This window comes from Methanomassiliicoccales archaeon (assembly GCA_014361295.1).
Lineage (GTDB): Archaea > Thermoplasmatota > Thermoplasmata > Methanomassiliicoccales > JACIVX01 > JACIVX01.
Genome location: JACIVX010000001.1, coordinates 1,443,498 through 1,456,493, shown reverse-complemented (window position 1 = coordinate 1,456,493; position 12,996 = coordinate 1,443,498). Strand labels below are relative to the sequence as shown.

General features: G+C 45.5%; 16 protein-coding genes and 1 tRNA gene. 9 read left to right on the top strand and 8 right to left on the bottom strand.

The genetic code is table 11. The features are described 5' to 3' along the window. Positions 1 to 220: 220 nt before the first annotated feature. Together H5T41_07225 and H5T41_07220 are read left to right on the top strand one after the other, a co-directional pair. The gene (locus H5T41_07225) at positions 221 to 898 is read left to right on the top strand and encodes a hypothetical protein (GenBank protein ID MBC7108560.1); all 678 of its coding nucleotides are present in this window, start codon (positions 221 to 223) and stop codon (positions 896 to 898) included. A 189-nt stretch (positions 899 to 1,087) separates the two neighbouring features. After that, positions 1,088 to 1,552 carry a DUF2240 family protein gene (locus H5T41_07220; GenBank protein MBC7108559.1) on the top strand — a complete coding sequence of 155 codons (465 nt, stop codon included), beginning with the start codon at positions 1,088 to 1,090 and terminating at the stop codon, positions 1,550 to 1,552. A 13-nt stretch (positions 1,553 to 1,565) separates the two neighbouring features. Here H5T41_07220 and H5T41_07215 read toward each other — a convergent pair whose 3' ends face one another. Beyond that, on the bottom strand, positions 1,566 to 2,060 hold the full coding sequence (locus H5T41_07215; protein ID MBC7108558.1) for a TIGR00270 family protein: 495 nt from the start codon (positions 2,058 to 2,060) through the stop codon (positions 1,566 to 1,568). A 425-nt stretch (positions 2,061 to 2,485) separates the two neighbouring features. Here H5T41_07215 and H5T41_07210 point away from each other — a divergent pair, with 425 nt between their 5' ends. Continuing rightward, a complete protein-coding gene (locus H5T41_07210; GenBank protein MBC7108557.1) occupies positions 2,486 to 3,673 on the top strand; it encodes a proteasome-activating nucleotidase in 1,188 nt (395 codons plus the stop codon). Positions 3,674 to 3,683: 10 nt separating this feature from the next. Here the strand turns inward: H5T41_07210 and H5T41_07205 are convergent, their stop codons facing one another. Continuing rightward, positions 3,684 to 3,851, bottom strand: coding sequence for a TFIIB-type zinc ribbon-containing protein (locus H5T41_07205; GenBank protein MBC7108556.1), 168 nt, complete (start codon positions 3,849 to 3,851; stop codon positions 3,684 to 3,686). A 121-nt stretch (positions 3,852 to 3,972) separates the two neighbouring features. On the opposite strand from H5T41_07205, the gene H5T41_07200 reads away from it, so the two are divergent. Continuing rightward, complete coding sequence (locus H5T41_07200) at positions 3,973 to 4,323, top strand: helix-turn-helix transcriptional regulator (protein MBC7108555.1); 351 nt, start codon at positions 3,973 to 3,975, stop codon at positions 4,321 to 4,323. An 11-nt stretch (positions 4,324 to 4,334) separates the two neighbouring features. On the opposite strand, the gene H5T41_07195 is transcribed toward H5T41_07200, so the two are convergent. Both H5T41_07195 and H5T41_07190 read right to left on the bottom strand, forming a co-directional pair. Continuing rightward, positions 4,335 to 5,099 (bottom strand): ATP/GTP-binding protein, encoded by a 765-nt coding sequence (locus H5T41_07195; GenBank protein MBC7108554.1) that lies wholly within the window; start codon positions 5,097 to 5,099, stop codon positions 4,335 to 4,337. 18 nt (positions 5,100 to 5,117) lie between these two features. Continuing rightward, positions 5,118 to 5,213, bottom strand: a tRNA-Lys gene (locus H5T41_07190). A gap of 208 nt (positions 5,214 to 5,421) precedes the next feature. Between H5T41_07190 and H5T41_07185 the strand changes: the two genes are divergently transcribed. Both H5T41_07185 and H5T41_07180 read left to right on the top strand, forming a co-directional pair. Further along, positions 5,422 to 5,913, top strand: a complete 492-nt coding sequence (locus H5T41_07185) for a CBS domain-containing protein (protein ID MBC7108553.1) — start codon at positions 5,422 to 5,424, stop codon at positions 5,911 to 5,913. Positions 5,914 to 5,988: 75 nt separating this feature from the next. Further along, positions 5,989 to 6,771 (top strand): MBL fold metallo-hydrolase, encoded by a 783-nt coding sequence (locus H5T41_07180; protein MBC7108552.1) that lies wholly within the window; start codon positions 5,989 to 5,991, stop codon positions 6,769 to 6,771. Here the strand turns inward: H5T41_07180 and H5T41_07175 are convergent. The 3 genes from H5T41_07175 to H5T41_07165 form a co-directional block, all read right to left on the bottom strand. Then, complete coding sequence (locus H5T41_07175; protein MBC7108551.1) at positions 6,768 to 7,583, bottom strand: DNA replication complex GINS family protein; 816 nt, start codon at positions 7,581 to 7,583, stop codon at positions 6,768 to 6,770. The genes H5T41_07180 and H5T41_07175 overlap by 4 nt on opposite strands. 124 nt (positions 7,584 to 7,707) lie before the next feature. Further along, positions 7,708 to 9,273, bottom strand: coding sequence for a B12-binding domain-containing radical SAM protein (locus H5T41_07170; GenBank protein MBC7108550.1), 1,566 nt, complete (start codon positions 9,271 to 9,273; stop codon positions 7,708 to 7,710). After that, a complete protein-coding gene (locus tag H5T41_07165) occupies positions 9,270 to 9,680 on the bottom strand; it encodes a MarR family transcriptional regulator (protein MBC7108549.1) in 411 nt (136 codons plus the stop codon). Before H5T41_07165 ends, H5T41_07170 begins: the two co-directional genes overlap by 4 nt. Positions 9,681 to 9,794: 114 nt before the next feature. Between H5T41_07165 and H5T41_07160 the strand changes: the two genes are divergently transcribed. Both H5T41_07160 and H5T41_07155 read left to right on the top strand, forming a co-directional pair. Beyond that, positions 9,795 to 10,121 (top strand): YggU family protein, encoded by a 327-nt coding sequence (locus H5T41_07160; protein ID MBC7108548.1) that lies wholly within the window; start codon positions 9,795 to 9,797, stop codon positions 10,119 to 10,121. Then, a complete protein-coding gene (locus tag H5T41_07155; GenBank protein MBC7108547.1) occupies positions 10,105 to 10,506 on the top strand; it encodes a Toprim subdomain protein in 402 nt (133 codons plus the stop codon). The genes H5T41_07160 and H5T41_07155 overlap by 17 nt, the downstream gene beginning before the upstream one ends. Positions 10,507 to 10,861: 355 nt before the next feature. Here the strand turns inward: H5T41_07155 and H5T41_07150 are convergent, their stop codons facing one another. Continuing rightward, positions 10,862 to 11,974: a mandelate racemase/muconate lactonizing enzyme family protein gene (locus tag H5T41_07150; protein MBC7108546.1), complete on the bottom strand. Its 1,113-nt coding sequence runs from the start codon at positions 11,972 to 11,974 to the stop codon at positions 10,862 to 10,864. A 325-nt stretch (positions 11,975 to 12,299) separates the two neighbouring features. Here H5T41_07150 and tmk point away from each other — a divergent pair, with 325 nt between their 5' ends. After that, positions 12,300 to 12,974: a dTMP kinase gene (tmk, locus tag H5T41_07145; GenBank protein MBC7108545.1), complete on the top strand. Its 675-nt coding sequence runs from the start codon at positions 12,300 to 12,302 to the stop codon at positions 12,972 to 12,974. Positions 12,975 to 12,996 lie beyond the last annotated feature (22 nt).

Here is a 12,996-nt window from a genome sequence, read left to right as displayed (position 1 = left end):
TTGATATCCGCAACAAATGCGATTCTCTTTCCACTCAATGAACTCAAGGTTCTCAATCAATACACAATCAAGGTGATGTTAAATTCAGAAATAGTAAATCTTCTTGATTTCGTATTCTTGTTACCGAATTTTCCGAATTTCCTCCGTGGAATTCACCTGAGTGACAGCGACAGGCAAAAATATATTACGCATATTGTCGTAAGAGGCGGACGTACGCATTATGAAAGCTTGCAGCATTTGCCAAATGGTTGAAGGATACATCGCACCTGGCGGCTCAAAATTAGTTGTAGAAGAAAATGGAGTTTGCAATGTCTGCAAGACTGAACTCAAGAAGCTCGAAGAGATTTACAAGAAAGATTTTGAAAACAGAACAGGCCAGGTTGTGACGAAAACGATTCCGTGGCCTGCCTTCAAAGAATTCAGCTGGCCTCCGCACTCTGCAGTCCTGGTGTCAGGTTGGGAATTGAGGAGCAAAGAATTCGCTGTCGGGATTACTGATTCGGCTATTGTTGGTGGAAGAAGATCGATGGCTAGCTTTGAGGAGGAGGCGGCTGCACAAATGAGGGAACTCGCAGAGGCTATCGAGAAAGCAAAAAGTTACGAGGAACGATTCCTTTTGCGTAGGGAATACGATCTGAGAAGGAAAAAACTCGATCTCATTGAAAAGACAATGAAGGCAGGCGATCGTCCATTGTTCATCCTGCCCCTTGCCACCATTAGAAACCTCCGTTATGATCGAAAAGACAGCTGGCTTGTTGTTGATTTTGAAAAGGTTGAGATCAAGAGTGGACTCTTCGGTTCCAAAAAGGAAAAAGTCGAAAAGCACAGATGGGTTATCTCCGCACTCTACGAAGACGCAATCGTTCTTTTGAAGGAAAGAACTGGCATGAACCAGTAGCCACGACATCATCGAATTCATTTCGCATTCGTAATGAGCATCGATCAAGAATGAATGAAATATAAATGTCATCTTTCAGTGTTATCAATCTAACTGACACTTACTGAGATTTATATTACTTAAAAATCTCATACTACCCTTGAAATCCATTGATATATGAATCGCAGGAGAAATGCCAAGAGGTGAAAGATGGAAGAACTAATGACATGCCTGGCTCTCGTTTTCAAGAGAAAGGGGAAGAGCGTTCTGTCGGAGAAAGAATTGGTTTTCTCCGTGTCGATGGATTATCGCTGGTTCACACCAAAGGAAGCACAAAGGCTTTTGGAAATTGGTTTAAAAAGCGGATTACTCACGAGAACCGATGGTCTCATCAAACCAACTTTTGATTACAAGAAAGTCGAGATTCCAATCAATTTCAAACCGAGCAAAAGAGTGTTGGAAGAAGTGAAAGAAGAGCCCTCATTATTTTCAAGAATTCTCAATCGCATTACAACTGCTGGCATACCAAGAAGGGAAGCCGTTGCAAGAATCAACAAGATTCAAGAAAGGCTCGGTGTTGACGTCGAGGTGGCGGCCCTCGCATACGCGAAAGACGTCGAGGTCAACATCGATGATTTAATCGATGAGGTATGGAAGGAAGTCGCTGAAAGATAAAATGCCCTCTGATTCACTCTTTTTTCAATTTAATGATGTCTCCCAACGTTAATCCCTTGGCTGTCGATGATTTCGTTTCAGTCTTTATGATAGGGACCTTCTCCATCAGCTTGATCCCCAATTCTTTTTCCAGTTTCTTGACTAGTGCGTCATCTGGGCGCATATCCCCACGCTCGATCTTGTTGATGACGCTGACCTTTTCATTGATTTTCGCAGCAAGCGTCTCCTGCTTCCAGTCCCTCACCATCCGAGCTTCCCGAATGATTCTCGGGTAATCGGGTACCAATTCCAGAGTTGTTTCCTCAGATTCATAGACGTCTTTCGGTTTCATTCTTTTCTCCCTGATTTCGAGACGCTTCGTGATGACTGTTTGGGGTGTCGATTCCTTCTTGCCCGATTTGCGCACCTCTCCGAATTTTGCGCAATCTCTGCAAACGTTCAGAGTCGTCCCCTCGATGAAAATGCGTGTCGTACGCTCGGTCTCTTTACCGCAGAGTTCGCAGAGCATAGATATCAATTTTCACTATATTCACAAAGAGATTTATATCTCACGTGAAAGTCTTCAAGCTGAAATCACGCGTCGAACGTCATTTTCGTATGACCGAAGAAGTGAGAGATTCTAACTTGCCATATCATCGATGACCATTTTATCACCGTTGCCTGATTCGCACATAATAGACCTATTTGCATGTGATCTGCGCTTTGCCATTTTTCCAATACAATAATCGTCCCGCATTGATCAGCAGAGAGCTGATTCCTTTGAGATTATGTCATTTTCGATTGTTTATAGAGGATTATAATGACTTGTTAATTCGGCTGGATTGTGCGATCTCCATTGCCATTCGAAGCGATTTGATGCGAAAGAATCAAATAGCTCACTTTATTTAATAAAGCAGGAACAAGGTGGCCTATTTGAGAGACCAACAAACTGATATGTTGATCGCCGAAATGAAGGAGAAAATCGAGCTACTGGAGCGCCGCAATAGTGAGCTATTGGAAGAAGCTCGCAGACTGGAAGGAGAGAAAAGATACATTGAAAGCGAGTTGTTCAGACTCCAAAAGGAAATCAAGAGAATGCGAACTGAAATGGAAAGACTCAAATCACCTCCCCTCATCATTGGCATCATCAAAGATGTTCTTTCTGACGGCAGGGTCGTCGTCAAAAGCTCGACAGGGCCAGATTTCATCGTGAGTACATCGGAATACGTGCCTGTCCAAGATCTCGTGGTCGGCGCGCGCGTTGCATTGAACAAACAGACATTAGCCGTTATGGGCGTTCTACCGCCATCACTCGATCCAATCGTTGTAGGTGCTGAGATCATCGAAAAACCAAATATCACATACGATGAGATCGGCGGATTAGATGAACAGATTAGGGAAGTGAGAGAGGCTGTGGAAGATCCTCTTTTGAGACCAGAATTGTATAAGAAAGTCGGCATCGAACCGCCGAAGGGAGTTTTACTCGTCGGCCCACCTGGGACAGGCAAGACTCTTCTGGCCAAAGCGGTCGCACATCAAACCAAAGCAACCTTTATCAGACTCGTTGGTTCAGAGCTTGTCCAGAAATATATCGGGGAAGGGGCAAGGCTGGTCAGAGAATTGTTCGAGCTCGCGCGGGAAAAGGCACCGAGCATCGTCTTCATCGATGAACTCGATTCTATCGGCGCTAAGAGGCTTGAGGTTGCTACCTCTGGCGATAGAGAAGTGCAGAGAACACTGATGCAGTTATTAGCAGAACTCGATGGTTTCAATCCAATCGGCGATGTCAAGATCATCGGGGCGACGAACAGGCCAGACATTCTCGATGAAGCGCTTCTGAGACCTGGTCGTTTCGATCGGATCATCACGATTCCGATGCCTAACTACGAAGCGAGAGTTGAAATCTTTAAGATTCACACAAAGAGAATGAATCTCGACAAGAGCGTTAACCTCGCCCAGATAGCGGCGAAATGTGAGTCCGCAACGGGTGCTGATATCAAAGCGATATGCACTGAGGCGGGCATGTTTGCGATACGAGATAATCGCGATTACGTCACGATGATCGACTTCGAGAGGGCAGTCGCAAAAGTCATGGAAACAGAAGAAACGAAGTGCATCGAATCGGGCGTCATGTTCGCCTGAAACCCTTGTCTTATTTCTTGTCTTGCTCCAACTCAACATCTATTTCGATAACGAATGGTCCGATGTAGTTACATCGTTTGCAGTGATATTTATATCCAGTCAACAAACCCGCTTCGTAATATAGATCTGAAGAGCCGCACTGCGGACACACAAGAATTTTTTTGATTTTCTTATTCATTCAATTCCACCATTCTCCTCAAAAGCCAGATAATTGTTGAGTATGACAGGCATGATCATTATTATCGAATCATTATCGATTGTCATAATCAATTTTTGTATTCACGACATGAAAGTTAAGTATGAGCGACAAAATCGCTTACTCGATGCATGCGTTAGAGGCTTCCAGAATCATCATGGATGAATACTGCGTCAAGATCTTATCCGCGACGCTTGATGAGCCCAGAACTGCGATTGATTTGAGCAGGCAGATGAACATTCCAATCGCGGCATGTTACCGAAGAATACGAATGCTGCAAAAAAATGGACTGTTGAGATGTAAAGAAAAAAAGTTGACCGTTGAGGGCAAATACATTGCGGCTTACGAATCCCTTCTCAAGAGAGCACACATCCTTTATGAAAACGGTAGAGTGAGGGCGCGGCTGGAGATGGTGTCAGGCGAACAAGAAGAACTCGTTCTTGAGTGCAAGTGATTTTTTCGTCCTCAATCCTTTGTCAGATCTTCTCCGCCGGCAAAGTACTGTTGGATTGCATTATAGATATCTTCCATTCCATATGGCAACTCCGCCGATACCGGCGTGAGCTCTCTGTACATACCGATATTTTCAAGGGCTTTAAAAAGTTCCAGACTTAGCAAGCTCTGTGTCATCCCATGCGCTTCCCCGAGTGCATTGTTCAGCGCGTAAGGATCTCTCGACCAGTTCATGATTGTCTCGAGTTCCTCGTCGGTGAGGGTATCAATTTTTGAAAGAACGTTTAAAATTGGGATTGCAAACCTGAAATGCGTTATCGCGCAGAGCATCAGATCCGACACGAAGCCAGATGGAGTTTTTGCGAGCTGCGGATCTGAGAGAAAGACAAGGAACGAATCTTCCCTCCCGAACTCATCAACGACGACTGTACTTGACTGCCTAAATGCGAATAATTCCATCTGACCAGGGGTATCGATGAGCACATAATTCGTTTTGAACTCCTCGACTGTCGAAACGACTTCCTTGATGTTGAGTGCGATTAGATCGGCACAAACAATCTGTGCACCATTGGGCCCCAATCCGTATTCATTCATGATTTCATTGAGACGAATCCAATCCCGTATATCAACATCTGGTATGTAGGGGATCGCTTCTGCACCTGGATCAAGATTTACAACGATAGAGTCAAGCCCCTGAAGTTCTAGCCAATCGTGAAAAGCATACGTCAATGTACTTTTTCCGCTACCAGCCGTTCCGATAAAGTAAATGTTTCGCATCTCGGCCACCGTAGAAAGCGGGCCCGGAGGGATGTTCGGATTCAATAAGAATCTTTCGAACCCTCGACCCATCGGTTAAGAGCCGATTGCTCTACCTAGCTGAGCTACGGGCCCCGAGCGGGCATATATGGTTGGCCTAAATAAAGATATCGTAAAGATCATGATGAAAAAAAAGTTCTAAGATAATCGCTGGTAAACCGAAAGAAATCGACATACAAACGGAAGTTTCTCGTGTGAATGTTGATTTAAGAAGATCACAAGCAGATCCTTGCCATTTTATCAAAAGAAAACGCTTAAGACAATTGTGGCCAATTGGCAACTCATGCCTGATCTGCGCGTTCGTGACGTGATGACGACGACAGTCGTCACAATAAAAGGTGATGCGACCCTGCACGATGCCACTGTAAGTTTTGCGATCAACGGGATTTCTGGAGCCCCAGTTGTCGATAACGAGGGGGGGCTTATCGGTGTTTTAAGCGAGACCGATATTCTTGCGTTCGTGAAAAGGCTTCAAGAAGAAATTCGCCGAAAGCACCCGTCCGTCTCTTTTTTATCTGTTCCCTTTGAAGATATTTTGAAAGATGAAAAGTTAGCCAAAATTTATAACGAAATTTCCAGCAAAAAGGTTTCAGAAATCATGACGAAGGAGGTCGTTACCGTAACGCCTGACACAGAAATCATGGAGGCGATTGACATCATGATGAGAAAAGATGTCAACAGAATGCCAGTTGTCGAACACGGAAAGATCGTTGGCATCGTGACAAAAGGGGACATCATCTGGGCACTCTACAAGGATAAATTCTCAAAGGCGTAATTTCATTACTTTTTTCAAGCACATGAATATGAGAACCGCCACTTTTTTCTAAGGACAACACATATCGCCAATGGGGTGCGCTCTACGGGAAACTCCGATATCGAGGTTCACGTCCTTGCAAGTGGTAGCGATGCCAATTGCACCGTTGTTGTTGCGCAAGACACAGCATTGATGATCGATGCGGGCCTCAGCACAAGGCAAACAGAAAAATTTCTCGCAACCTCTGGCATCGATATGTCACAGATCGATGCTATCCTCCTGACTCACGAGCATGTCGATCATTCAAGACACGCCTCAGCGATTTCGAGAAAACATAACATTCCAATCGCAGGAAATCTTCACACACTGGCCGCTTCAAATCTTGAAGGGAAAGAGCGTCTCATCGTTTTCGAAGACGCGATGCCTTTCTCGATCGGTTCTGTTCACATCGAAGCGTTGCCAACTTCTCACCATGCGGCTGATCCGGTTGCCTTCCGCATTTCCACCGATAGCAAGAAATTGGTGATTGCAACAGATCTCGGAAAAGTCACTTCCCCCATCCTTTCTGCATTAAGGGATGCTGATTTCGTGATGCTCGAATCAAATCACGATGTCCATATGCTCCTTTCGGGACCATACCCGCAGTTTCTCAAGCGGTCGATTATGAGCGAAAAGGGACATCTATCGAACGAGGGTTGCGCACGCGCCCTCAGAATCGCGCGTAATCCGCATCGTAAAATTTTCCTCGCCCATCTCAGTCGTATCAACAACACACCAGAAATCGCCAGGAGCACCGTTGCCGAGGCACTTGGATGCGATCCTGAACTGATTGGCTGCATCGAAAAACCCGGAGATGTCAAGAGCTTGCGTGTTGATTAACTCATGAATCGCGGTTTTATCTCAACCGCCTTGCCTTTAGCAAGAAGAACCTTTGCGATTGAAACGGGCAAAATAACGACATCCTCTTTTCTCAGGCAGTAATTTCTTGACGGACCGGCAAATGTCGGGAGGTCTTCCAGTATCCTCAGGATTATTCGATTCTGCTGAAACACGGACGTGCTGGATATCGATTTGCCAGAATCCGCACTGGACTCAAGCCCACTGATTTTTGATACGCCCTCGGAACCCACCTCAACAATAGCTTCAAAAGTCTTCGCCTCTGCAGATTCCGATTGTTTCATCAAAGATTCGTCGGGGATTTTCCTTGCGGCGATATCTTCCTTCTTTATCTGATCATCTGATAGATGAACTGTGGCGGAGACTTCCTGCGAGGCTGTCGCCATTCCGCCCCTGAGATGTCTTTCAATCCCGATGAGAGTGGAGCGATATTCGGTAATCAGTGCATATATGCGTTCGTAAAATTCGCGCTCCTCTGGTGTCAATCGCTCCAGATCGACTTTCGAGCCACTAGCGGCCCGCAACGCTGTTAATATAATCTTTTCTATACGAAAATCAAAGATCTGGATCGCCTTTTCGCATACCTTCTTCAGCTGATTGCGAAGGATCGTCGCTTTCGCTGAGAATTGATCGATCGCCATCTCTTTTTCGCCTTCTTTTCTGATCCTGTCCACGAGGTCTCTTAATGCTGGATAGAAATCTCTTCTGATCTCCGTCACATTCTTGGTTCTTTGTTCTCTGCGATAGACCTCTGTGACCTCGTGAAAATTCAAAGGCTCAGAAGGCGGAGACATCAAAAACAAATTCGAGAGAGAGTATTTGATTGTTGTCTAATACAGCAGATAAATTGACCTGGTAATAATCATGGATATGATTTCGCATTGTGTCAATGACTTATCACCAATTTCCATTACATTCTTAAGATCCGGCGAGCTTTATGTCAAGCGGTTCAAGTCGCCGATCAGGATCGTATCCCATGCGAATTCCCCATCGCCTCATGAAGTTGAGAATCGCGAAAAGTCCCATACGCGCGATTGGATAGAATGTCACCAGCCTCATATCGGCTCCACCGTTTGGAATGAATGAAGATATTTCCCTAACGAGATGCTTCCATGAATGATAAATCAAGAGATACCCTTCTTCTGTCATCTGCTCCTCGATATCGAAAGCCTTCCCCTCCTTCAAGGAACCCGCAGGCACGAAGGAAAGAGGCGTGACCGTAAAGTGCGCTTTGCTACCGATGCGATCCCGGAGAGTCGTCTCCATCGTGACGATAAGGCGTGCCGTTTCCAACAGGTCCTCCTTCGTTTCGCCTGGCAGACCGATAATTGCCGTATAAGCAGGGAACCAATAATTTTCATTAAGAATCTGTGTCCCCTTCACAATGAGTTCTGGCCATTCCGAAGGACTGAATGGTTTTGCCTTGCTCTCCATGTACTTTCCGATCAGGGAGGGAGATGCCGTTTCGAGACCCATCTGAATTCCAACCCATTTAGAAGGGCCAGCTCTAACCACCTGAGAAATCCTCCGTATCATTGAAGGATCCGCGACCACTGGTGCAATTGTACCGTGAGTCGGATTTGAAAATTTGACGCCTGGAATGGACATCACCTTTTCGAAAAGACGGACGACCTCGTCGCTGTTTGGATGGAATTCCTTTCGATCTTCCAATTTATAGAGAAAAATGTCATCACTATGAAGCCATGCGGTTGTCAGTCCAGCGGTGAGATTGGTCTCAATCTCTTTACGCAGCACATCATCTGGTATGTGCCTAATTCGACGGAGATTTGGATCGCAATATCTGCAATTCCTTCCGCAACCTCTCATGACCTCGACCATTCCCTTGTAAGTCGGTCCGATGATTGGCGGAATCTCTTCAGGGGATGGAAATCGATTGACTCTGATCACCTCGCTTGCATTTCCCATTTCAATTCCCCTGATGATTTCTCCAGCGACTGCATCGACCTCTCCCAGAACGACATGATCAATACCCATCGCCTTCCAGTCGCCAGAGGCAACAAGCTGCCACGCTCCCGGCCCTCCTACAACGATCTTAAAGGAATAATTCTTCGCATTCCTGAAAGATACGAGCCTTTCGATCAATTCAGAGAATTTCTTTTTCGTGTAGGCTGTCAGGCGTCCTCCGTTCGTGAACATCATTGAGACAGGTCCCAGGCCCAATGGATCCATCGCAGAAACACCGACGACACGCGTTTCCCGATTGATGAATTGCGTCGCAAAACGGGCGTGAACAACAACCGTTTCAGGATAGCCTCCATTTACAAGCGCAGCTTCGATCTTTCGCAAGGAGTAGGGAGCGATCGAAAGAAGACCGTTATTGTGGGGGAGCTGCGTATCGAGTAAACGATACACTGGACTCGGAATCTTTTCGACAGGAGCACATCCGAAGAAGTCCAGAAGCGGGATGTTACGATAGGTACTTGTCAGCGTTTCATCGCAAGTTAGCACAATTTTTGGTGTCATATCCTCTCCTCCATTTTTTGAAGTGCTTTATCGAGATCGTGTCGCAAGCGATATCTTACAAAATCTCTCGTCCATTCGTCTTTTAAATCACGAATTTTTTCGATATAAAATAAGAGAAAGTCCGAGAGATGGTGAATGGGATTATCTAGCACCTTCTGTTCAATGGACTTCAAGTCCTCAATAACGTGGTGTAATTCCTCGCCCAGGCGGAATAATTTTCGCTGCTTATGTTTTGGATCATTTTCGACCTTCACGTATCCTTTAGCAGTGAGCACCTTCAATTCCCTTAGAAGTGTGACCCGGGATACCTTCAGTTTCATTCTTTTTACCAATTGGTTGAAAGAGATCCCGTCCAAATGATTCGAAATTTCATCGATGATCTCTGCTTGAACAAGGGCGAGCATCAATCGGTAGATTTGAATAACTAGTATATTAGTATATCAGTTTCAGAGAATTTAACCGATCCGTCGCCTATTTGAAAAATCAAAAATAAGAGGGCGAGCGCAAATATTTTCTAATGGATGGATCATGAGAAAATTGTGCGGACTCAGGCCGTCGCCAAGGAGACACCGGAAGGTGTGGTGATCGAATTGATCGTCTCACCTGGTGCAAAAAGTTCAAAGATTGAGGGGTTGGATCGATGGCGAAATCGTCTTGTGGTCAGAGTGACTTCTCCCCCTGAACGCGGAAAAGCGAATGAAGAGCTGCAGACTCTTTTGTCTGATTTCTTCGAATCAGATGTTGAAATTGTGAAGGGATATGGAAGCCGGTTGAAGACCGTTCTCGTAAGACGCGATTTTCAGAGCGTCGAGTCAAGATTGAAGGGTTTAAATGAGAAATCCAGTTGAAATGCTCGAGGAGCTTATATCGATTCTAGAAGATTTGAGAGAGAGGCCAGACGATGCAGTGATCCTTGTTGAGGGGCAGAAAGACAAGGACGCGCTCATCGAGCTCGGCGTAGGAGGAGAGGTCTGGCAGATCAAAGGCGGTAACTCGATTTTTAATATCGCGGAAGAGCTTGCACACAACGGAAAATCTGCGATTATACTCACAGATTGGGATAGGAAGGGAGGGCAACTTTGCAGAGCATTGCGCATCGCATTAACTGCTAATGGTGTGCCCTTCGACGATTCGATCAGGATGAGGTTGGTACAAATTGCAAAGAAGGAAGTCAAGGACATCGAGGGGCTTCCGACGTTTTATCTGAAGCTTATGGCAGAAACGCGAAGATGATGAATTTCGGCACGATCAAATGATATTGAGATCCGCCACAAAGATGATCAGTACAAGCGTCACTTTGAGTTGTTCTCTTGTCTAGCTTCCTGCCATAAGAGACAAATCGTTCTATGATTTCGAATATAGCAATAGGGGGTTAGTAAAATTTCTAAAAAAATGCTGGTTAAGGAGAATTAGTTTCCTGGAGAAATGTCATTGATATCTCACAGTATTTTTCTCCACATTTTGGCGACTTGATTCAATGCCGATCTCTTTGACTTTGAAATCTAGAGATGCCTGATTTCAATTCATTTTGATCTTCTCGAGGTCATATGGATCGATCGTAAATCAATCACTTGTATTTCCGCTCAGCTCAATCGACCGAATACTTCTTGATGATATCCTCTCTCAACTCGACACCGAGACCCGGATCATTCGGGATCTTTACTCTACCATGATTGTCAATTTCCAACGGCGATTTCAGTAAACTGTGATACAGTGCGTAATCAGTCATATCCAGTTCGAGAAGGTCGCAATTCGGTGTGCATGCGATGAGCTGGATTGTTGCGGCAAGCCCCACACCAGTTGTGTAATTGTGAGGAGAGCAAATTACTTCGAACGCTTCAGCCATCGCGCAAATCTTCTTCGTCTCTGTGATTCCGCCGCATCTCATAATATCTGGCATGGCAAAATCAACAGCGTTCTTCAGAAATAACTCCTTGAAACCCCACTTCGTATACTCATTCTCTCCAGTCGCAATCGGGATGTCGAGCTTTTGTTTCAGCCATGCATAACCATCAACATCGTATGGCGAAAGAGGCTCTTCGTACCAGTAAACGCCATACTTTTCGAGCATCCTTCCTACTTTTAGCGCCTCGACACGGCCATACCCGCAGTTCATATCAACCATCAACTGTGCGTCGCCGATCGCCTCGGTGATCGCCTTCACACGCTTTTCATCCTCCTGGAGACCGTTGCCGAGGTGTGTCTTGATCAAGGGGAATCCTTTTTTGGCATAGCGCTTCGCCGTCGCCGCCATTTTCTCGGGCGTATCCCAGAACAAATCACTCGCGTAAGCCTGTATCTTGCCTCCACCTCTTGCATCCCCGCCTAACAATTTGTAGACTGGGACACCGTAGTACTTGCCCGCAATATCCCAAAGGGCCATGTCGACTCCGCTCGCAGCGGCGACACCCTGTCCCTTCTGATCCCAATAGACCGTCGTCATCAGCATCTTTCGCCACAGTTTCTCGATGTCTAGCGGATCCTGACCGATGAGCCAGGGTTTGAACTTTCTCTCGACGATTGTCCGCGTGATATAGTATTCTGGTCCATATCCTTCTCCTACTCCCTGAATGCCTTCATCCGTGTCGATCACGACGAGGGCAGTCCCCCTGAAGGTGATTGATCTTCCGCGCGAACAACCGTTTGGAGGAACATTTTGCCCAATAGTGATCACCCTCACATCCGTAATTTTCAGAATCACCCCTCCTCTGCAGCAATATTCTCTCAATCGAAGATAATTTTTCCGATAAAATAAGTTGTTAGAAAGCGCGATGTTTTTGGAGTAAATGGAAAAAAAGGAGTGGCCACTCATGAAAATCCAGAGTATTGGTTGATTTGCCAGAAATATTAAAAACACACAAACAGGAAATGACAAAATTCGCTTGACAAACGGAGACCAAAATGCAAATCAAGGAATAGCTACGGCTTATATTATATCATCAAATATTTGTTGAGAGAGAGGATTTGAGATCGTTTTATAGGTGGAAATCTGAAGCTTTTAAACGCTACATCACAATTATCTAATGATGACAACAGCGTTTCCGGCCATGACAAGAGAAGAATCCATCGCAGATATTCGGTCGATAGATTTGGCCAGACGCGGCCGATTCTATGTGTTCGAAGGGATCGATGGTTCTGGAAAAACGACGATTTCATCGAATGTTTATCGTTTGCTCCGTGCCGAAACATCAAGAGAAGTCATTTTGACCGCCGAGCCAACAGATACGTGGTTAGGTGATGCCATAAGGCGTGCGTGCGCGGAAAATCTCGGTCCTTTCGTTGAAGCGTTGCTATTTGTCGCCGACAGGTCCGCGCACACTGAGAATATCCAGAAATGGATCGATTCAGGAAAAGTCGTCCTCTCTGACCGCTATTATGCGTCCACCTTGGCCTATCAAGGCGCTTCTTTGATTCCGCTCATCGGCAACCGTGCCCTCGATTGGCTCAGACTTATCAACGAACCAGTTATCAGGAAACCCGATCTCACCTTCTTCCTTCAGATTCCGCCAGAAATCGGCATTAAGAGGTTGAAAGAACGGTCTGAAAAAACGAAATTTGAACGTCTGGAATTTTTGAGAGAGGTCGACAGACTTTACAAAATGATTGCGAAAGACGATGATTCCTTCGTTCTAATCGACGCAACGAAATCGATTGATGCGATTGTCAGCGAAATCGTGCATCTTATCAAAAAGAATCTTTAAGTCTCACGTCCTAATGGTGTCG